Below are 19,650 nucleotides of genomic sequence, written 5' to 3'. Positions count from 1 at the left end.
GCCGCAAAAAGCTCAGTCAAACGCGTGATCTTTTGCTCTAAAATTGCTTCAACAGAAAGCTCTTCAATAATTTGTGGGAGAGGAAAAGGTTCAAGCTCTGTCATCACCAACCTCTAAATTGATGCTCATTGGCTCTTGGTGTGACCAATCCCCCAAATGCCCATTGGGATAAAAAACACCCGTTAAAACAAAATGGAATGTGCCTTCACGCGTTGCTTTTGTCAGATCAATCCTCTGCAACGAAAACCCAGGCTCTCCACACTCTGGATCATCGAGTGCTTCAACAATTGCTTGATAAAGCTGCATCATCGTCGCAGGATCAGCATTGGCATCTTGGAATGCTCCAACATCACATCCATAATGACGACGCAAAACCCGTGTCCCAATTCTTGTCGTCAGACATTTACGAAGTGACTGTTGACAATGCGCAAAGCCATACAAGAGAGAGCCATCCTTTTCGCTCATCCCGCACCGCATGCTTTAAGCCCCTTTGCTTGTCTTTGTGGTAGAGACCGTTGGGGCCGCAGCAACAACAGGGGCTGGTTTTTCAGCGATCTGACCAAGCAGCAACGGATATTTAGCCGCTTCCTCACTTAAACAAATTTCCTCACCCTTGCCTGGTGAACGCTTGCCTGCAACAAAATCGGCATTGGTTAAAATAACATAAGTGTTCTCACGCATGATAAAACTCCTTTAAAGAGGGGAAGAGGTTGTGGAGGGACCCATTTTGACCCCACCGTGTTTGTGGCTTGCGCCAACAGATTTTTGATTATGCTGTAAATCTTCTGCTTGAATGTGCACACTGCCCGTTAATTCAACACGGGTTGCTTGATGAGAAAGCACCAAACCTTGTGCACTCAAATGAATTTGATTTTCCCCATGGGAGAGAATAAGTTCATCTTTTGTCATCCGCAAAGCGCCACCGGCATAACACAGAGCAAGTTCTTGGAAAGAGCGTGCGGGATTAGGCGCATCCTCACTATAGCTATCGCGCACCACCAGAGAGGCAGAACCAATTTCGCCATGGGGATTTAACAACCGCACCGGATCACCAACATGGAGGGGCATATTGCTTGAGAGAGCGCCAGAAGCTTCTTGCGCTTGCAACCAAGGCGATAAAACCGCTTGTCCATTGGAACCCTGTTCGGAAAGTTTCACCCGCACCCTATGGCCATCAACTTGCACAACCCGCCCGATCATGTGCTGGTTGGCAAGACAGCGTTCAAGCGCATCAAGACGCTTCATGATTTGTCGAAAGGTATCACTTAAGAGATGTGCGTCATTCATGCCCCACCTCATTGTCCCATGAAATCAAACCACTTTTGAGTTGTCCCTCATCACAAAAAATATCCTGTCCCAACTGATGCAAATCTTGGTGCCATTCCACCACGCTTATCGATACACCACGCTGCTTAATCGCCGCAGAGATAATCGGTTCAATTTGCACCTCACGCGGGGCACTCAAATGCGTTAGTCCCCACAATTGCCCGCTATGACAAAGCACCGCAATGGCTTCTGCTAAAAGCCAACTGGAAACATCACGCTCTTTACCTGTGGTAATAATAAAAGCCCCTAAATGAAGATCAGCACTCATCTGTCCACTTGCTACAGGATTCAAACGGCTTTCTAACACCGCAACCCGTATTGCTGGAGCCACCAGCATTTGTGTTTCAAGTTCTTCTAAATTAAAACGTCCAAATTGACAGCCGCAATCACGCACATCCGGCAAAGCCCTTTTAAGGCTTCTTATCACCGCTTCACGAAACTGATTAATGCGCCCTGCTTGCTTGACCATTTGACTCATGAAAATACTCTCCCCAGCCAATCTTCTGCTGCTTTGACAATTTCCACTTTATTGTGCTCTGAAAGCCCCAAATAAGGGCGTGCGGGCATGGTCACTTGATGCACACAAACAAAGCGGTGTGCATTGCCGCTTTTAAGAAAAAAGCGCAGTGTCTTGCCATTTTTCGGGCGAATAACCCCACCCAATTGATGAATCCGCGCATAAACCAACCCAGAGCCCACAATCACCTGTTCTGGTGAAGCTTTCATATCAATGGAGCGTGAAAGCGCCCCACTGGCATAAAGAATGGAGGTGCGGGCATGATTGTTTTTCCACTTCTCTCCTTGAGCAGACATTTTTTCACTTTGAATCCGCCGCCTTGTGCTTTCTTGGATGAGACGCCCAACCCCTTGTGCCAAAGTCCCCATCGAGCGATCAGCTCCCTTTTGCAAAAAGGATAAAGCCGCTTCAAGCCCTGTCTCTTTAATCTCAATATGGGTTGCAACAGACATATTATCTTCCCATCAAACGCGGCTTGGCATGAAAAAAAGCCCCATCACGCACGGGACCATCTTCGCTCATAATTTTAGGTTCATCTATGCCTAAACCCGCTTTGCCTTCGGCAATACGTTTCAGCAAATCAACCGCCTGTTTGTAACGATCTTCAATAGTCGTGGTCAGTGCCGTATGGCGTATGGCTAAATTATAAACAGCAATATTGACACAGATCATACCCAGAGCCGCTGGCTGTCCAGCAATGGGGATTGAGTAGCGATGAGACAGATGCACATCAATCTCACCACTTGCCTGTTCGAGCGCGCGGGCAATGGCTTGCTCTGAAAAAACTGGATCAGAGTTCTCATCCATCCCGCACAAATCATCCAAGAAGTCATCACCCCAGAGCTCTTCAATCAATCTTTTGCTTGCATAAGCCATGTTTAAAAGTTTCCCTTAGACAACTTCTTGCAACAAAACACCGGCATCTTTTGCGGCAACCAATTCACACACCCGTTCCCCCACACGCACCCGTTTACCACCCGACAAGCCGATATCTGGATCTTGGATCACTCCAGACAAACGCTCGCCCAACTGGGCGCTAAAGCCCCAACTGATCACCGATCCATCTGCCTGTTGTTTGGTAGGGTCAATATAAAGCAGTGCAATCTTATTGCCCCACACGCGTGCCAATTGTGCCGAACGCCCTTTACGTGCCAAATTCACTTGCGATTCACCAATGAGTAAACGATCGGGGTGTATTTCCATCAGATCAGCAAATTGCGCCTTGGTGACAAAACCATCAGCAGTGCCACCCCCTTTAACGGCTTTAATGATTTTGGGATGACGTTTGAGTTTTGACCAAACAACTTTGCCCATCACAATGGTGTTGGGCGTATAGACGAGACTTTTATCCATCGCCTCATCTAAAGTGGCATAAGGGTCAGATTTCTCATAATCGCTAAATTTATTTTCACCCTTAAGCGTCATCACCCGCTCTGGTGCGTAATTTTCACTTCTTTGCACAAGGGCTGCAACACGCACTTCACGCCCCAATTCTAGCAAATTGGCAAGTCCCTCTACAGCTGTCTTTTCGGGGTTATAACGAGAGCGTCGCTCCGCCCGTGCCCGTGCCGCTGCTTCAATATCTGAATTGGGGATAAGATCATCAAGTCCGTAATCTTTGACACTGGCTTCCCGTTCAAAGGCAGAAAATTCCACCACATTCGGGCGCCCTTTTCGCCCAACTTCAAGTTCAGGCACGGTAAAATTTTCCGCTAAAGGAAATTCACTATATTTAAACACCTCACTTAAAACACAAACGCGTGGCAAAACTCTATCGCCAATAAGAGAACCTGCTGGATTGCGATAACCAATAGCAATAGCGGTGAGTGTTGGATCAATGGGAAAAGGTCTGTTCATTTTATGCCTCGATTAATTAATTTTAAAAGAAATAACATCACCAGCAGAACCATCACTCATGGCAATACCAATGGTGCGATCTGCGGCTTCCGCTTTAATGGCGTGTCCTTTGGGGTCAGAGGTCAAAAAATCACCAAAGGAAACATTGCCTCCACAAACCACTTCGCCCCAACCACATTGGCCAACATCAATCATCTCACCAGCCTTGGCACTCAATGACCCAGCAGTCCCTAATAATTTATCACCCTTACCAGAAGCCATTGCCACCATTCCCTCACCGCGGGCTGCAACAATGCAATAAGGTGAGATCACATCTCCAGCGCGAAAAGATTTAATTAAAATCATCGTACTCATGATTGGCGCTCCTTTTGCTCGCTAATATACTCAACCGCTTGGCTAATGGTGATGTCGAAGCCTTTTTGCTTCTGCTCTTCCTGATAATGGCGTGCCGCAAGGGCAACCTCTTCTGGAGCAAGCTTTGGTTCTTGTGCTAAGGCACACACTTCTAGAGGGCTTGTTGAGGCAAGTGCCGGCAACTTCTCGACCAAACTTTTAAAATGTTCCATCCCCCCTTCAAGGGCACAAAGCGCACGATATTCCTCGCGAGCAGCCGGCAAAATCTTGCCCTCTTCAATGGTCTTATCTAAAAGACTCTCAATGGCACTGTTTTTTTGCTCTTCTTGCAAAAGCGCTAAATCTTCTCGCGCTTTTGTTAATTGGGCATTTAATTCCACGCGTTCCTTTTCGCGCGCTTTAAGCGTTGCTAAAACCTCATCCGCTTTAGCATCTTCTGCCAGCGATAGTGCACTGGCAATGGCTGTCAAATCCATCATTTTCTCCGTCAAAGTTATAGGGGAGGGCTGTTCACGGCTTAAAGCCGTCATGACAAGGGCTGGACGGTTCACCAAACCAGCACCGGCTAAATTTAAAATTTCACCTTTCTTGGAATGGCGAAACTCCGGCGAAAGATAGCGATATTCTCGGGCAACAATCTTTTTAGCGGCCATATCGGTCCATTTAACACGCCCCCAAATCGCACCATCCCGCTCTACTAATTCTTCAATCCAGCCACTGGCAGGTGCTTCTAAACCATTTCTCGCACGGTGATGTTGCCCATGCTCATAATCAATCACAAGCGGTCCTTTATTGGCTGCAAAGGCTTTTAAAATAGTTTGCGGGTTATAATGCCATTGTCGTCCATCACGTGCCTTCACATGGGGCGCTTTGGGCAAAAGCTCTACCCACTCAGGCGCTTGGCTAACGGTAGCGTCTTGGCAAAGATCTATTAACGCAGCATGAAATGTTTCTGCATCCCCATCTTTTTGATCTTCGTGAAATTCCTGTTCCATACATTGCCTATTGCTTTACAATTGTCATTGGCAATACAATGCATGAAACTTACTCCCACTATAAGTCTGACACTGTCAGTCAAAAGAGCATTTCTCAAAAAGCACTCTTTTCCCTATTATTCTCCTTGTGAGAGAAACCCCCGTGCCAAACCATCCCATAAAATCGTTTTCAAAGGCACTTCAAAGACGATAGAGCGCCGTTGTGAAGTGAGAGGTACAATTATCGTCTTATACAAAAAAAGCCTCTCTCAAGCCGTTTTTTTAAAGATTGCTTTTTGGCTTAAAAACATTATATCATTGGAGGTAAGGCGTGAGCCAGTTTTGCCAGGACGGTTTTACCGGATCTGCGAGGAGTTGACCGCCCTCCACGCCTTCTCATTTTCTCAAACATCGGCTCTCTTCACAAAAGCCAACATGGTTTTTCTCAAGTCGTTTTTTTAAAGATTGCTTTTAAACTTTTAAACTGTTACTTCTATCCACGAGGCGTGAGCCAGTTATACCAGGACGGTTTTACCGGATCTGCGAGGAGTTGACCGCCCTCCACGCCTTCTCATTTTCCTCGCCTCTTTTCCGTTAAGAACACAAGACTTTCTTCCTGTTGTTCTCTTTACAACAACCTCTCGCCCTTTTTTTCAGCCGCATCCAATAAGCGTCCAATTTCTCTAGAGTTTTTTTTATGCATGGAGGTCAACCACCATTCTTGTTTGCTTGCTACAAATTTGACCACAAAGCGCCACCATGTCCCACCACTTTCACCAAAAAACATAACACCCTGCGTATCTTTGCGTCTGATAACGCCATGGGGTTTTATGAATGTTTGAATGGCGCCTCGAAAATCCTCCAAGTGAAGATCACGCGCTTGATGCTCTAACAAAATATGTTTCACACTGTCTGCGGATAAGCGAATAAGAGAATTTTCCGCTGCAAAAACATCACCCACCTTTTGTGGTATCGGTGCAATCGGTATAAACCCGCGAGGCATCCGTCCTTCAAACATGGCTTCCAAAAGTGGTGAACCCACAATATCTTCAATGGCAATGCGTTTGTCATTGTCCCCCATCACAGAGACTTTATCACTCAAAAAATTGCTTAAATTTTGCGCGCGATGTTTCCCAGGGTTCAAATGCCAACCAGGATCAATGCCCTTTGGTATCTTCTCAACTTTCCCCGTCCGCTTATTGTGCCAAACCTGCTTTTCAACATGAAGTGGCTCTGCCCCCTCTTCATAGCCTAAATCTTCTGCTTCATAACGGCTTACCTGTCGCACACTGCATTTACACCGCCAACCATTAGGTGGATAAAGCCAATCCCAAACCGGATCATCAACAGGTGCGGTAAACCCCACCCAACTTTCATGTTCTAAACGCTTATGTTCTGAACTCGACAAAGCATAGGTGAGATAGGGCAAAAATTCTTTATTATTTTGTGTGCGCTCCCACTCACCTGCCGCATGCGCACTCATGGTATTGGCCCAATAGACCGTTTCTAAACGCCGTGGGCTGCCCAATTGTACCACGCTCTTTTCACCAGTTTTGGGGTCAATGCTGGTCTTTTTACCCCACCAACCCTTTTCCTGTAAAATCGGCATCAAATTTTTTTGAAAATCTTGAAAAGGAACTTGATGCTTTATGGCTTCTCCAACCGCTCGCTTAAAATCCTCCAAAATATCATAGCCTAGCGATTTTGCCACCGTAAAGGAAAAGGCATGTTCTTCTGGTGCTATATCACGCCAATCAAAGCTTGGAACAAGTGCCTTGGCTTCAAAATAACGGGTGACCTCTTTAGGGGCGGTTTTAAAAAGTTCCTCATCCATGATACCCAAGCCCACGTGCAATCATTTGTACTTTTGCCAAGCGCGCTGCTAATGCGTGATGATCCATCTCACCAAGCAATTCATCTAAGCCTTTTAGGATATCCTCATAACTTTTTGCTTCTCTCACAAGCTTTTTAAAAGGCTCTAAAAGGGGTTCTAAGTCCTCTTCCCAGTCGCTTAAAGCTTCTTCAGAAAGCCGGTCCAATTCGTCGTGATGTTTCCCACCCTTCTCTTTTGCACCCTTGCTCTCTCTTGTCACAGAAACATCAAAAACACCTCCACAATCAGCACAAACATGAGCCTTTTCTCCCCTCTCATCATCAAGCGCATTATCAGGAGCCTTTAAAATATCCTCTTCCTTTTTTGGTTGCGAAAAACCAATCTTATTGCGCACTTCTTGCGCCCCAACACGCAAACCTAAGGGCACAAGTTTTTCCAGCGCATCACTAATCGCTTTAATGTCTTCATTTTCCGAAATCGGCCAATAGACAAGGGGGTAGCGCTCTTGGCGCCCAAAATTAATCTCAACAAAAGGCGCAATCAAATCACGATTGGCCGTTAAAGCTAATTGGCGTGCATCAGCTCTGGCAATATCATGACGCACATTTTCATGAATGCGCGCTTGCGAAAAGGACGAACCATCATCCGTCGTCATCGTTTGTCCCAACACACCTTTAGAAATCTGCCGATCTAAATATTCCGCCTTGACACCAAAAACCGCATTGCCACTGCCCCCTGCCGCTTCAATAAATTCAATCTCCATTTCTTTGGGAATAATCGCTGCCGCATCACTGGATAAATCACGCACCGCTTGAATGAGAACCCGTCGCTCCTCATGAGAAGAGCTTGCCCCATATTTACCCACACGCAAAGGCATGCCATAAACTTCTAAAAATGCCATCCAATCTTTTAAGGTATAAGATTTAAACAAAAAAGCCCAAGCTGCAAGCCGCGCAAGCCCCGTGCGGATAGGCAAACCGCTTTTCAACTTGGGTCTGTGAATAGAAAATTTATAAGCAGGCAATTCACTTCCATTAAAAGACCCCTCTTCTTTTAAACGCAAATGAAAGCCATCCCGTCGATCCAATTGAAAAAACCGCTGGTCACGCCATTTCCAAGCAACCGGCCACCATTCCTTGGCACTCTTGTCCCACAAAGTTTCAACAACCGCATAGCCTTTTCCCAAAGCATCTAACAAATCCGTGACATAATCATCAACAAAAGTAGGCGCACTAATCACTTCCCGCACCGCATCTGCTATCTTTTTGTCCTGTGCACTGTTGCTTGCGGCAATCACTCCAGGCTCCACCCCTGTGAGAGCATTTTTACGCATGCCAAGCACAGCACGATAATGTAAATCACGCTCTTCCATATCATCGGCAAGTTGAAAAAACTGCTCTGGATGCCCCCGTGCTGCCTGTTGCAAAATATCAGCAAGTTGCGCAGGGGTCAGACCACTGACAATGGTTTGTGACCATACATCACGAACACCGCCAACGGTAGGGCTTGCAACTTCTCGCTCCAACCCTTTGATATTAAGCGCCCTGCCCCACTGATCTAAAAGTTTTACCATCTCATCATCCCATCAATAAATCTTTGATCGCATTGTTGAAAAAAAAGGCGTTGAAAAGAGCGAGCTTTCATCAAAACGATAAGCCTCTCTCACAGGTGTATAATCATAAATTTCAGGAGTTTGGCGGCTGGCAAAATAAGCCAAAGCGCAAGCAATCGCGCTATCACCATGGCGCATAAAACCGTCACTGCCTTTAAAACGATGATTGTCTGGAATTTTCACAATGCCATTGACATAAGCAAGCGCTTGATGATCGGCAACAATGTCACTATCGCGCGGCAAAACAATCGTCCCATCCCCAAAAGCTTCTAAATAAGCCGGCATTTCCTTGCCATACCAACTTTGTGACAAGGGCACTTCCTTCACACAAGCCCCATAACGCTGCGCTGCTTTTTCGGCTAAATAAGCCCCATTGCCCCGCGCATCTAACGCGCCGCCCATCAAACGCGGCAAACCATTCACCCCATAAAATAAAATCTCTCTTTGTTGATCAAACGGCGTATTGCGCAATTCCACCATAAACCGTACACGGCGCACCAAATCTTGTCCCACCTCCATCACCACAATCGATGTCGCATCGCCACTCCGCGCAAAATCAACACCAAAAACATGTTGGCGCCGCCGGTCAAGCCCAGCATGAAGAGGTTTTATATGCTTCTCACACCAAGCAAAAGCAGCAACACTTCGTTGATGTTCCGATTGATTTTTAAAATCATCCACACAAGCAAAACGCAACAATGCAATGTCAGGCGCGCAACAATTTTCAATCTGCAAACGTGTTAAAGCCGCCCCTTCTTGATCGGCTGGTATGGCATCTAATTCTTGGCGCATCGCAGCCAAACGCACCCCATAAGAGGCACGAATTTGCTCTTCCCATTGTTGCTCAGATGCTAAACTCCACACCTCCCCCTTCATCGCACAAACCCGTTTAAACAAGCCATTTTTAACAGCAACACCAAAGGGGTAACAATGCACCGAAAAAGGCACTTTGCCTGCTCGTGCTTCACGGATCAATTCATTGAAAGGATTGAGCACACCATTATGGGTGGAGATCACACGGATTTTTCCTCCCCAAATGAGCAAAGCATTGACAGCATCCAAAACAGAGCGCACATCTTGATGAAACGCCGCCTCGTCAATCACCACAATGCCCTGTAGTCCGCGAATATTTTCAGGGCGGCTAGAAAGCGCCTCAACCCGAAACCCCGAAGCAAAACGCACCCGATAAGCAGAGATATATTTTGTTGACCCATCCGCCCTTTGATCAGAGAATAAAAATTCCTCAACATCCCCACTATGGCTCGTAATTGCCGAAGCAAAATTGCTCACATAGCCAATAAATTCCCGCCCCTTGTCTTTGGTGTCACCAATATAAAAAACATTATCGCCCCTCGCTTCACGTGCCGCCGCTGCAATCAGTGTATCATCCAAAGCTTCTGCAAAAGTAATGCCGGTCCGCCGCCCCTTTTCAACCAATTTTAATGGGGACTTATCTTCAATCCATGCCCGTTGATGCGCCATCAAAACACCTTCCGCTAAGGGATCACTCTCTTTGGGAAAAGTACTTCTCTGCCAAATATCAAAACCACTCTGATGATCAAAGACATGACTTTTTGAAAAGGGCTGTTCAGCCATTTTTAACCCCCAACACCTGCGCACGTATAGCCCGCGCTGTTTCTTCTGAGAGCCCCGCCGCTGCTGCTGCAGCGTCAACCGCTTTGCTTGCTTTGCTGGTAAAATCTTTTTCCAACTTTTGCCGTCTGGTGGTCGATAAATGTTCAGCCGCCAAAACCCCTTTAAGCGCATTGGCTAATTCTTGTGCTGCTTTTGGCGAAAGGTTTTTCCCACTGCTCAACGTTGAAAAAATCAACTCCTTAATCGCTGCCGCCGTCAAAAGAGTGATATTATCAGAAGCTTTGGCATCAAAACGCTTGGAAAGACTTGCTGCAATTTCTCTTGTCTGTTCTAGGCGCCTTGACATCACGGCTAGCCGCAAAGAATAACGATTAAAACTGGAAAAGGAGGGTATAGAAAAGCTTAAACCCATTTCTTTTTTTAAAGCCTTCAAAGCTGCTTTAAATTCATCATAAATGGCTTTTTGCGTCTTCTCACGCCCATTTAAAGCCTCAGCAGCAGCAGCAATAATTTGATCACAAGCTTGCGGCAATAAATCAATCGCCGTTAAACGTCCACGCCCGACCTTGCGCATCCTTCACCTCGTCTTTTATTGATGAACGTTTAGGCCGCTTAATCCCCTCAATGGAAAAGCTCCGGTCTAAATGACGCGCTCCCCGTTCTGTTAACGCTGCAAGAAAAACTGAACCCACCTGTTTTAATGTGACAGCACCTTGATCTTCCATCCATGCCAATTCATTATGCACAAAATCGCGATCGCGCCTGATGCCATAACTGTATAAAAGCCGCTCAATCATCGCACTCGATAAAGTTTCACTGCGCTCACAAGCAAGCCCTTTTAAAATAATCAACCGCGCTTCTTCACGGATGATTTTATCCATATCTGCTTTCATTTCTTGGCATTCTCCAACAAAAACTCTTGCAAGCGCTCACCAATGGCTGCCACCGGTTGTAATTGTGCAGAAAGCGTGTTGAGACGACCATTCAATTTCTCCATATTCACTTCCAATCTTTGCAGCGCATCACGATCAGGCAAAAAGTCCATCTCTGTTTCTAACTTTTGCACACGCTCTTTAAGCGCCGTGATATCTTTCAGCATTTCCCGCGCACCTGAAGAAAAATAGGCTCTCAAAACCCCACAAATTGCAATAACCGATAACAATAAAGACAACCAGCCATTGGCAACACTGATATCCAAATTCACTTAAAAGTCCCCTCTCTTTTGCCTAAAATCGCCCGCTCCGCAGCTTTTCTGCGCTGTTCACAAATCAATAAAGCAGCACGATCACGCCCCCAATAGTGCACCACTTCACGCGCATTCAAAGCACGCTCTGGCAATAAAGCTGGGCGGGCACACGCCATGCGAACAACAGGCGGCAACTCAACCGATAAAAAATGATAAGAAAGGCTACCCACCGGCTTGTGTGTTGAGCAAGCGCACACGCTCAAGCCCAATGCCACCGCCAGTAGTTGGCAATACTGCATTGACTTCCTCCATTTTTGTAAGCTTTTGTTCCAAAGCCGAAATCACCCCTTGCGCTCGATGCTCAGCTTCCAACGCTGCTTGTCTTTGTCGCTCTTGTACAAGCAGTGCACGTGCTGAAGCCTTGGCAATCTCCAACTGCCAATACAAATCACGCGCCTTTTCCGCTTTTAAAATTTGCGCTTTCATAAAGCCAAAAGCCGCCAACATCACACTGACCAAAAACAACAAACCAAAAGACAGTTTTGAAACAGGGCTAAACATTGCTTTTATCTCCCCACCTCGTTATCTCCACCCCATCATAGGAGCTGCTATGCCGCTTATGGGAATGTTTCCTATTAGAAAAATCCAACGAGCCAAAGCCACGATGCACCCCCAGATTGCCAACAATAATCGCCACCATCGAAGGAATAGAAATGCTCGCCATATCAACAATATGCGGAGCCCCCCACAAACCACCAGAAACGAGCAAAAAAATAACCCCCCAAGCAAACCAAAAGGACCACCATAAATAGAGCCTAGAACCACGATAAGAGGGCTTCATGCCTTTACCTCGCCTCCAAGTCCCAAAAGCTTTTTGGCGCGGTTTAAATAAATCAAACGTTGCACAAGTCCATTTCTTCCCCCATTAATCGCCTTGGTAATCCCTAAATAATCATCTTGATCAGCCAGCCTATTCAAGCCTTTCATTTGCCAAAACCAAACAGCAGACCAAAGCGCTGCTGGAAACTTTTCCAGCTCTTGCGGAAATGCCTCACAATCAACCGCTTGTTCATCGACTAAGCGCCAAAACTTCGTAAAACGACGATAATTATTGCGCCCCGTCAACTGGATCAAACCACGCCCCTTAAAGTGCACCCCATCCCCAGGGTTGACATTGCCTAAATCACGCCGCCCCTCATAAGCGCGCCCTGAGGCATATTCACAAACGGTAAAAAAGCCATCACTCTCATGGGCACATTGGCTTAAAAAATGGGCAATACGCAACGGTGTTGTGAGTGCCCCATAAGATAAAGCTTTAGGCAACACGCGTGCCATTTCAACAATAATAAAATCTTGGCGCGCATGATGCGCCAATTTAGGCGCAAGGCGATGAAGAAAAGAAGCATCTATTGAAACCATAACAAACCACTCAATGCATAAAAATCCATGCGCAGTTTATCGGATTTCAAACCCCCAATATAAGCCTGACACTGTCAGTCAAAACTCTCAATACTCATAAAACTCTGGAAATAATAAACCTTGTGGTTCTTTTGAAGAAATTTTCTTCTTCAAGCGATAGGCTGTGCGCACATGCATACCAGAAACAGCAGCTGCAGCATCAACCGACCAGCCTTTTTGCAACGCTTGCACCATTTTTTGCCGCCGTTCAGCATCTCTGCCAAGGGGGATAAGAAGGCGCACACCCGAACCATTAAAACAAAAATGGTTGATGAGTTGCTGCGCCTCTTCAAACCCAACAATTTCAATCAACCAATCCGCACTCTCAAGACGCCCGGGTATATAAACTTCTCGTCCACCAAAAGCCCGCATCATATTCCATGCTGCTTCACTGCCCGCAACATCAGCTATTTCACGCAATAAGGCAGGAAAATCGCTATAGATTTCCTCTTGCATACATGCTTACCCCTCGCTTTTAACACCTTTACGGATTTTCCGCCCCCAAACATTCATCACTTCTCTAAAGTCGCCCCCACTCATCTCACCAAAAGCTTTACCACTTAACGCCATAACACTTTGATGAAAAGATTCCACATCAAACACAGCATCGGGATTCAAACACTTCCATTGGGCACACAAAATGGAAATGCTTGGTTTCTTCCTCCATGAATCTTCGCGGTTTTTTCCTCTCCAGTCAACCCCACCCTCACGCTGCAACCAACCTTTCAATGCCTCAATAGCTCTGCATGCATCATCGCTATCGCGTAAAAAGCGAATATGATCAATCCCTGTCTGTCTTTTCACAAAGGCAAGCAACGCTTTATCTGAACGATCACGAATAATGCCAAGATTCCACCCAGCAATCCAAAGCGCCTGGAGCTTCTTAGCATATTTACCCTCTAAACGCTTCCCATTCGGCTTAAAACCAAACGCTTTCATTTCAGCGATAACCAAGTGCTTTTCTGAAAAATTCAAATCTTTCGCCGATTGCTTGCCTGTCAAGCGATAGAGCAGTGCGCGATAGGTCTCATCATCAAGACCTAACGCGCGTTTTCCCATATGAAGGACAGCTAAAGACATCTCTCCCCCCTCATGTCTTCGCCAGATCAATGGTCACAGCACGCCAAGCGCTTTCTAATGTATCGCGCTCATAAAAACGCACATATTCCTTAGATGTCGTCACACGGATCGCTTCACGAATGGCACGCATCGCCTCTTTCCAGCGTGGATCATCAATATCCAAACGCAACAGCATAAAGATCTCGCCCCGATTCACCTTGCCTTCTTTATCCGTATTAAAAGCACGCGTAATAATCGCACGGATTTCAGGGCGTGCATCCGCAGACCACTCATTCAAACACTCATCAAGAAGGCTTTTGGCAATTTGCAATTGCGGTCCAAAATCAACACTTTCCTGAACTTGCACCTTAATACGTTGCAAACCATCAAAGCTTGTGTAAGTACAATTGCCCTTTTTGCCACGCCGCTCCACACCATATTCTTGCGCAAGCAAGCTATCAAAATCACTCAAATCCGCAATCGTATGGTTGTTAAAACGTGCAATCCTTGCCGATAATTCTTTCGCAAAACCCATAATTTTGCGCACCGTTTCATCCTCTAACAAATCCGCAGGGCGGATCAAACTTACCGGCACCAAAGCCCCTTTCGCATCCTTCATATAACGCGTACCTTCAAGTTCAATTTGTGGATTCATCACCAACTTCCTCCTGTGTTTTTTGAAAACGACGAAATGGCACAACATCCCCTGAAGAAGGCGCACATCCCGCTTTCAATTGCCAACGACACCGCATAAGCTCATGACTTAAAACGTGGTTATAGCCTGCCAAACGACGCAAATACTCATTCAATTCTCGAACATCTTGTCCATGCATAAAAATGCCATTCACCTCATACTGTAAAAAGGCAGAGCGCAAAGCAATCAAGCAATCTCTTACCATATAAGGGTTACGTTCCATCATTTGCTTCCTCCAAAATCCATATAAATCACACGATTGCTCTCATCCGCATCAGAGCCTTCACACTCAGCCAAAACTTCTGCAACTTCAGCTTCCAAAACCGCATCCGCTTCCCCCAAACGGTGAACACTCAACTCCAATTCAAGCAATAACGCCAAATCAACACACAATTTAAGCTTTTCTCCAATATCAAAACCGCATTGATAATCGTCATAAAGACCAACAAGCGTATCGGATAATTCTTTGTCGCATAAAGAGATCATGCCAATTCCTCCACGTCACGGTTTTTCCATGCCGCTTTGACATGTTTCAGGGTCACCTCACACCCATCTCCAAGCGCTGCCATGCGTGCCAACATCATGGTTTTGTCAATTTGCCGCAAAGCTCCAGCCTTTAAGCCAATCCCTGTCAAAAACTTTATCGCACCAACATCCTCAATCCCCCAATCATGAATGCGCGCAGCAATATCCTCACTATAGGGCTTGCGCCGTTTCAGATGCATCGCCAATCGGCTTTTAATTTGCGCATAAGAGGGACCATTTTGACGATGAACCAACCGCCCCGAGATCTCATCATTCCCAACCAAAGCGAGCCCCGTACCATTAATATCAACAAAATGGCGCAACTGATTAATCGCTTCATCCGTTAAATTTTGCGCTTCATCAACAATCAACAATGTTCCGCCACCAACACGCTCTAATTTCTTACCAATCGCACGCGTTAAGCGGGTGGGATTATATTCCACCACTTCCAATTCTGCTGCCATATCATTCAAAATACCGTGAACACTGCGCGTATGTGGGCTGGCTGTCACCAGATAAACATGCGGGCGGGTAGAGCGATAATGGCGGCAAGTTTCGGTCTTGCCACTGCCCGCATCAAGCGTAATCATCACCATATCCCCCGTACTTTGTGCCAGTGTTAAAGTATCAATGATCTCACTGGCTATACGATTCCTCTGAAAGGCTGGTTTTTCAGGGATCTTCTCCAAAAACCCCGCTGTTTCCTTTAAAACCTCAACCCATTGTTGAACCTTTGCATTTTGCTTACCCAATTGCCCCGCATAACTACCCGCATACCATTGCGAAAACGTCCCATCCGGCATGCCTATGCGCCGCGCCACCTCTGCTTTCGACCAATCATTCATTTGCCCCAAAGCTCTCACCGCATCCACAAGCTCATTCCATAAAGCAATGTCATCACTGTTGCGGTTTTGTGCTGTGCCATTAGGCTGGATTTTAGGTCGCGCCCAAGGATTTTTATCGACCGTTGCATTTATCGCGTTTTTCATGTATATTCCCCTCTGTATTGATTTTAGACTGCGAAAGGGGAAGGGCTCCCACCCGCCCCTTTCTTTTGTCTTTAGAATGAACATTTAAAGCCGTACGCGATACTAAAACGGCTCCCTGACAAATTCCCCTTGGTTCTTTCTCACACATCAGGGAACTTGCTAACTCCACGCATCTCACCTGATCAGGCAAAGACACCTAGAAACTTCATGTATTGATTAGACTTTTAAAGGATTAAGATTCCTCCCCCCTTTCTTTGTTAACGCTTCAAGCTGATACGCGATACAAAACCAGCTTCCTTTTGAGAATTCTTATAATCCCCCCTCTCTTTTCCTATTTCCTTATTCTATTGCTTGGGAAACTTGATCACCTCACGCCCCTCATCAGAGGCGGAAAGCTTTCTCAAAGCTTTATGCAAGTGTTGACTAAATTCTCGAGCCCCCAAAGCCTCATCATCGTCTGCTTTCAAAGCTAAATTCCCCACATTGTTTGGCATCAAGCGGCTCACCTTTGGCTTTATCGGAAGCTTCGATTTGAACGCTTCATCCTTTTTCTCAAGGCGCCCATAAACATCTGCCAAGTGATCAGGCGCAAGCTTTGCCGCTAGCTGTTTTTCTGCTTTAACAGCCTTCACATATTCTTTACGCAAACGCCCATTCAAGCGCGCCGCCTGCTGGTCATAAAAACCTACATCACAAAGGCATGGTGCCAAACAAAGCAACCGATTGTTCAAATCATAAACCCGTAAATCCTGATGCAAATTATCCGGATCAAAGCGTACAATCACTTTTTGCCCCGCATGCTCATTCAACGCCCGCGCCCAATAACGATTGCCATAAAAATGGATCTCCCCCGTACCCTTTTGCGCACGCAATGCCTCAGAGGTTAAAAGCCATAAAGCCCGTTGTGCCGCCGTTGCTTGCCGAATAATCGTCCCCTCTGCTTGCAAGCTCTCAGTAAAGGTCTCATCAAAACTGCGCCCCGCACAATTAACCGCCTTACGCCCTGCTTGCGCATTGTGTGCACAAATTTGCGCACCAACATGGGCTTTAAACGCTTCAAATCCTATCGCGCGCTTGCCATAATCTTCAGGCTTGGCATCCGGTTTATTGCCCGTATAAGCCCCTGCACAAAAGGGATGTTTGGAAATCGCTTCTGCCAGATCACGCCATGCCCGCTCAATCGGTTTAGACTGTCCGCTATAAGGGGTGGTCCATTGCAATTGCACCCCCAAACTCGTCAAAAGCCCTTGCGGATCATCCGGCTTAATCTTAAAACGAAAACGGTTTTGTACACCTCCAGAAATCCACTTGCTGGTAAAGGCACGCCCATTATCCAAGGTCATGCGCTCTGGTATGCCATAAGCTTCCACCATATCCCCAATCACCAAACGAACAATTTCCCAAGTCTCAGCATCCGATAAGCGCCACGATAAAATCTTGCCCGAATAAAGATCTTGAATGGCAATCAAATAAAGCCGCACAGGCTTCTCTGTCCAAGGAACATTCACAAAAACATCCAGCTTATGCCCATCCATATTCACTGCTTGCAATGCATGCAAGCTTGAGCGATCACGCCGTTGGGCTGGATAAAGCTTTTTTGCCTTTTCTTCTCCCTCACGTGCTAAAACCACAACCGCTTTGGAAATTTGCGCCTTAAAACGACGCCGCAAAGCCCGCTCAGAAGGAATGGGCTCAAAACCCCGCTCCTGCGCAACCGAAACCATGCGCCGATAACACGCCGAAAAAGCAGGTTTAGAGGGGCGCAAATAATCCGAACAAAAAACCTCCCACGCCCCCTCATGACACGGCGCAAATTGCGAAACATTCTCCTCACCATAACAAGGCGCTAAAGCTGCCAACCAATCAGGGCGCTCATACCCCTCCACCATCTGCCGCCAATTAAAAAGCGACATCCGGCTCACACCAAATTGCACCGCACTCAAACTTGCCGCATCATGCACACCCATACCGGCATGGAGCAAATCATCCCAAAAGCAAAGTGCCTTCAAACGCTCTTCACAGCGCCTTTTATGCGCCTTTGAAAGCCCCTCATAACGCACCCAAATACTTGCCTTTTGCTCCCCTTGCGTTTGTTTCACATCAACACCACCTGCCCGCACCAACAATGCCGCCCGCGCCCCCTCCGGCAATAAAGAGATGTGATACTCCCAAACCGGCTTGGTTTTGCCTAATGTTTGGCGAAACAATTGTGTATTCAAACGCCATTTCTTAAGCGCAAGATTGTTGAGACCGATCTTTGTTTTCGGCAACCCTGGCAAAGCTGCCTCAGCCAATTCGGCAATACGAAACCATTCCTTCATGGCTGCCCCCTTTTAATGCGAACCGGCGTTGCGCGCATGGCTTTCAATTGCGCTGCAATCTCCCGCTGTTCCTGCTGAAGCCGCGCAATTTCTGCTAAACGTGCCTCATCCCCCTGCAACAGCAACAATCCATCTTCACTCACCACCTCATCCCAGAGCCAAAATGCCTCTGTCGCCCGCACAAATGCCTTAAACCGCGGCAGGGAAATATCCACCTGCTTACTTTCCGCAACATAAGCATCCAAACTTGCCTTACTTAAACACCCAATCCCTAAATAATGCGCCATACGCTCCGCAATAACACTGCGCTCATGCCGGCATTCTCTCAAAGCCCGCGCCATCGCACGCTTAATGCGTGAGCGAAACCGCCCTAAATCAATCTGCGCAACGGGTTCGCGGCAGGGAAAAACCGGCTTTTGGAAAAAATCAAGCTGCCCGCAACCATGCCTCTTCATGACAGCACCTCCCCCGATTGCTTGTTCAAATAATCATAAAACCGCGCCTTTGTCTGCGCATCTGCTCTCTGCCAAACACCCAATAACTGAGCAAAAACCCGCTCTTGTTCATTAATTTGCGGCGGCGTATTAACCCCATTGACCAAATCAACAGCCCGCCTCAAATCCCCATCAACCTGTTGGAGCGCAATCGCCACCCGCCGTTGCGCAACCGGCTCCATCTTCGCCAACTTCAACAATTGCGCTTGATTATCCGCCAATGCTGTCCCCCGCAAAACAGAGCGTAATTCTGGCTGTAGATGTTGGGCAATACAGTTAAGACGTTTTACAACATCTTGAGAAAAACCAATGCGGTCCGCCACATGTTTGGCAAAAGATAAAACTGTCCTTTTGTCATTTTCTCCACTCGCATGAGCAATTGGTGCAACTTGCACCAATTGCTCAAAATTTGCATCCTCACCGATCAAAGGGTAAACTTTACCCTTTGCCACTTTGTCCTTTGTATATTGATTACTACCGTCCCCACCACGCTTAATTTCCCCATACTTCTTTTCCCACAATTCGCGGTAAGTCTGGACAAAAAGCGCACGATCAATAACAGACAATTCATTGCGAAACAGGTTTTCAGCCACTTCTAAAAGCGCAGCATTCTCTTTATCCGCCTGCACCACAACCGCATCAATGTCACTATAGCCCAAAAGCTCAGCAGCACGAAGCCGGTGTGCACCAGCAATAAGCGTGTAATTACCCTCTTTAGCATTAGGGGTATGGCGCACCGTAATCGGATTCATCAATCCCTCCCGCACTATTGATTGTGCAAGTGCCTTGGCATGCTCATCATCCACAGGGCGTATACGCTCCGGCACCACAATCACATCAAGAGCAAGCTTTTG

Annotated in this window: 29 protein-coding genes and 1 pseudogene; all 30 read right to left on the bottom strand. The window is 46.7% G+C overall.

The window, feature by feature from the left end:
- Positions 1–104, bottom strand: a pseudogene (locus tag ACFIQE_RS07375) (baseplate assembly protein); the annotation flags it as partial.
- Entirely contained in the window at positions 91–477 is a 387-nt protein-coding gene (locus ACFIQE_RS07370; RefSeq protein ID WP_375621649.1) for a GPW/gp25 family protein, read from the bottom strand. The pseudogene ACFIQE_RS07375 and the gene ACFIQE_RS07370, both read right to left, overlap by 14 nt.
- 3 nt (positions 478–480) lie before the next feature.
- Entirely contained in the window at positions 481–681 is a 201-nt protein-coding gene (locus ACFIQE_RS07365; protein WP_375620339.1) for a hypothetical protein, read from the bottom strand.
- A gap of 12 nt (positions 682–693) precedes the next feature.
- Positions 694–1,287: a baseplate assembly protein gene (locus ACFIQE_RS07360; protein WP_375621650.1), complete on the bottom strand. Its 594-nt coding sequence runs from the start codon at positions 1,285–1,287 to the stop codon at positions 694–696.
- Positions 1,280–1,804, bottom strand: coding sequence for a hypothetical protein (locus ACFIQE_RS07355; RefSeq protein ID WP_375621651.1), 525 nt, complete (start codon positions 1,802–1,804; stop codon positions 1,280–1,282). Before ACFIQE_RS07355 ends, ACFIQE_RS07360 begins: the two co-directional genes overlap by 8 nt.
- Positions 1,801–2,295, bottom strand: coding sequence for a phage virion morphogenesis protein (locus ACFIQE_RS07350; RefSeq protein WP_375621652.1), 495 nt, complete (start codon positions 2,293–2,295; stop codon positions 1,801–1,803). Before ACFIQE_RS07350 ends, ACFIQE_RS07355 begins: the two co-directional genes overlap by 4 nt.
- Before the next feature lies 1 nt (position 2,296).
- Entirely contained in the window at positions 2,297–2,719 is a 423-nt protein-coding gene (locus tag ACFIQE_RS07345) for a gp436 family protein (RefSeq protein WP_375707447.1), read from the bottom strand.
- 15 nt (positions 2,720–2,734) lie between these two features.
- The gene (locus ACFIQE_RS07340; protein ID WP_375707446.1) at positions 2,735–3,700 is read right to left on the bottom strand and encodes a capsid protein; all 966 of its coding nucleotides are present in this window, start codon (positions 3,698–3,700) and stop codon (positions 2,735–2,737) included.
- A 12-nt stretch (positions 3,701–3,712) separates the two neighbouring features.
- Positions 3,713–4,054 carry a hypothetical protein gene (locus tag ACFIQE_RS07335; RefSeq protein ID WP_375621654.1) on the bottom strand — a complete coding sequence of 114 codons (342 nt, stop codon included), beginning with the start codon at positions 4,052–4,054 and terminating at the stop codon, positions 3,713–3,715.
- A complete protein-coding gene (locus ACFIQE_RS07330; RefSeq protein WP_375632618.1) occupies positions 4,051–5,049 on the bottom strand; it encodes a phage protease in 999 nt (332 codons plus the stop codon). Before ACFIQE_RS07330 ends, ACFIQE_RS07335 begins: the two co-directional genes overlap by 4 nt.
- A gap of 607 nt (positions 5,050–5,656) precedes the next feature.
- The gene (locus ACFIQE_RS07325; protein ID WP_375707445.1) at positions 5,657–6,862 is read right to left on the bottom strand and encodes a phage minor head protein; all 1,206 of its coding nucleotides are present in this window, start codon (positions 6,860–6,862) and stop codon (positions 5,657–5,659) included.
- Entirely contained in the window at positions 6,855–8,435 is a 1,581-nt protein-coding gene (locus tag ACFIQE_RS07320) for a DUF935 domain-containing protein (RefSeq protein WP_375707444.1), read from the bottom strand. Before ACFIQE_RS07320 ends, ACFIQE_RS07325 begins: the two co-directional genes overlap by 8 nt.
- A gap of 12 nt (positions 8,436–8,447) precedes the next feature.
- Positions 8,448–10,070, bottom strand: a complete 1,623-nt coding sequence (locus ACFIQE_RS07315) for a hypothetical protein (RefSeq protein WP_375630264.1) — start codon at positions 10,068–10,070, stop codon at positions 8,448–8,450.
- Entirely contained in the window at positions 10,063–10,644 is a 582-nt protein-coding gene (locus ACFIQE_RS07310; protein ID WP_375630263.1) for a phage protein Gp27 family protein, read from the bottom strand. The genes ACFIQE_RS07315 and ACFIQE_RS07310 overlap by 8 nt, the downstream gene beginning before the upstream one ends.
- Complete coding sequence (locus ACFIQE_RS07305) at positions 10,607–10,963, bottom strand: hypothetical protein (protein ID WP_375637064.1); 357 nt, start codon at positions 10,961–10,963, stop codon at positions 10,607–10,609. The genes ACFIQE_RS07310 and ACFIQE_RS07305 overlap by 38 nt, the downstream gene beginning before the upstream one ends.
- Complete coding sequence (locus ACFIQE_RS07300; RefSeq protein WP_375607966.1) at positions 10,960–11,274, bottom strand: DUF2730 family protein; 315 nt, start codon at positions 11,272–11,274, stop codon at positions 10,960–10,962. Before ACFIQE_RS07300 ends, ACFIQE_RS07305 begins: the two co-directional genes overlap by 4 nt.
- Positions 11,271–11,486 (bottom strand): hypothetical protein, encoded by a 216-nt coding sequence (locus tag ACFIQE_RS07295; protein WP_375613747.1) that lies wholly within the window; start codon positions 11,484–11,486, stop codon positions 11,271–11,273. The genes ACFIQE_RS07300 and ACFIQE_RS07295 overlap by 4 nt, the downstream gene beginning before the upstream one ends.
- Positions 11,479–11,817: a hypothetical protein gene (locus ACFIQE_RS07290; RefSeq protein ID WP_375621660.1), complete on the bottom strand. Its 339-nt coding sequence runs from the start codon at positions 11,815–11,817 to the stop codon at positions 11,479–11,481. Before ACFIQE_RS07290 ends, ACFIQE_RS07295 begins: the two co-directional genes overlap by 8 nt.
- Entirely contained in the window at positions 11,810–12,097 is a 288-nt protein-coding gene (locus ACFIQE_RS07285; protein ID WP_375612317.1) for a hypothetical protein, read from the bottom strand. Before ACFIQE_RS07285 ends, ACFIQE_RS07290 begins: the two co-directional genes overlap by 8 nt.
- Positions 12,094–12,675: a glycoside hydrolase family 19 protein gene (locus ACFIQE_RS07280; RefSeq protein ID WP_375613744.1), complete on the bottom strand. Its 582-nt coding sequence runs from the start codon at positions 12,673–12,675 to the stop codon at positions 12,094–12,096. The genes ACFIQE_RS07285 and ACFIQE_RS07280 overlap by 4 nt, the downstream gene beginning before the upstream one ends.
- A gap of 87 nt (positions 12,676–12,762) precedes the next feature.
- Complete coding sequence (locus tag ACFIQE_RS07275) at positions 12,763–13,170, bottom strand: helix-turn-helix domain-containing protein (protein WP_375613743.1); 408 nt, start codon at positions 13,168–13,170, stop codon at positions 12,763–12,765.
- Positions 13,171–13,176: 6 nt separating this feature from the next.
- Entirely contained in the window at positions 13,177–13,794 is a 618-nt protein-coding gene (locus tag ACFIQE_RS07270) for a regulatory protein GemA (RefSeq protein WP_375613742.1), read from the bottom strand.
- A gap of 10 nt (positions 13,795–13,804) precedes the next feature.
- On the bottom strand, positions 13,805–14,428 hold the full coding sequence (locus ACFIQE_RS07265) for a DUF3164 family protein (protein ID WP_375613741.1): 624 nt from the start codon (positions 14,426–14,428) through the stop codon (positions 13,805–13,807).
- Positions 14,412–14,690, bottom strand: a complete 279-nt coding sequence (locus tag ACFIQE_RS07260; protein ID WP_375621669.1) for a hypothetical protein — start codon at positions 14,688–14,690, stop codon at positions 14,412–14,414. The genes ACFIQE_RS07265 and ACFIQE_RS07260 overlap by 17 nt, the downstream gene beginning before the upstream one ends.
- Positions 14,690–14,953 (bottom strand): hypothetical protein, encoded by a 264-nt coding sequence (locus tag ACFIQE_RS07255; protein ID WP_375621662.1) that lies wholly within the window; start codon positions 14,951–14,953, stop codon positions 14,690–14,692. The genes ACFIQE_RS07260 and ACFIQE_RS07255 overlap by 1 nt, the downstream gene beginning before the upstream one ends.
- On the bottom strand, positions 14,950–15,981 hold the full coding sequence (locus tag ACFIQE_RS07250) for an AAA family ATPase (protein ID WP_375647629.1): 1,032 nt from the start codon (positions 15,979–15,981) through the stop codon (positions 14,950–14,952). The genes ACFIQE_RS07255 and ACFIQE_RS07250 overlap by 4 nt, the downstream gene beginning before the upstream one ends.
- A complete protein-coding gene (locus tag ACFIQE_RS07245; RefSeq protein WP_375632612.1) occupies positions 15,950–16,129 on the bottom strand; it encodes a hypothetical protein in 180 nt (59 codons plus the stop codon). The genes ACFIQE_RS07250 and ACFIQE_RS07245 overlap by 32 nt, the downstream gene beginning before the upstream one ends.
- A 196-nt stretch (positions 16,130–16,325) precedes the next feature.
- Complete coding sequence (locus tag ACFIQE_RS07240) at positions 16,326–18,302, bottom strand: transposase domain-containing protein (RefSeq protein ID WP_375707443.1); 1,977 nt, start codon at positions 18,300–18,302, stop codon at positions 16,326–16,328.
- Positions 18,299–18,757, bottom strand: a complete 459-nt coding sequence (locus ACFIQE_RS07235) for a hypothetical protein (RefSeq protein WP_012232200.1) — start codon at positions 18,755–18,757, stop codon at positions 18,299–18,301. Before ACFIQE_RS07235 ends, ACFIQE_RS07240 begins: the two co-directional genes overlap by 4 nt.
- On the bottom strand, positions 18,754–19,650 hold an 897-nt coding region (locus ACFIQE_RS07230; RefSeq protein WP_375707442.1), incomplete at its 5' end, for a ParB/RepB/Spo0J family partition protein. The genes ACFIQE_RS07230 and ACFIQE_RS07235, both read right to left, overlap by 4 nt.

Origin of the sequence: Bartonella sp. AA1HLJMS (assembly GCF_042197445.1) — a bacterium.
GTDB lineage: Bacteria > Pseudomonadota > Alphaproteobacteria > Rhizobiales > Rhizobiaceae > Bartonella.
The sequence above is the reverse complement of the archived record's forward strand: the minus strand, read 5'-3'. Positions and strand labels throughout refer to the sequence as shown.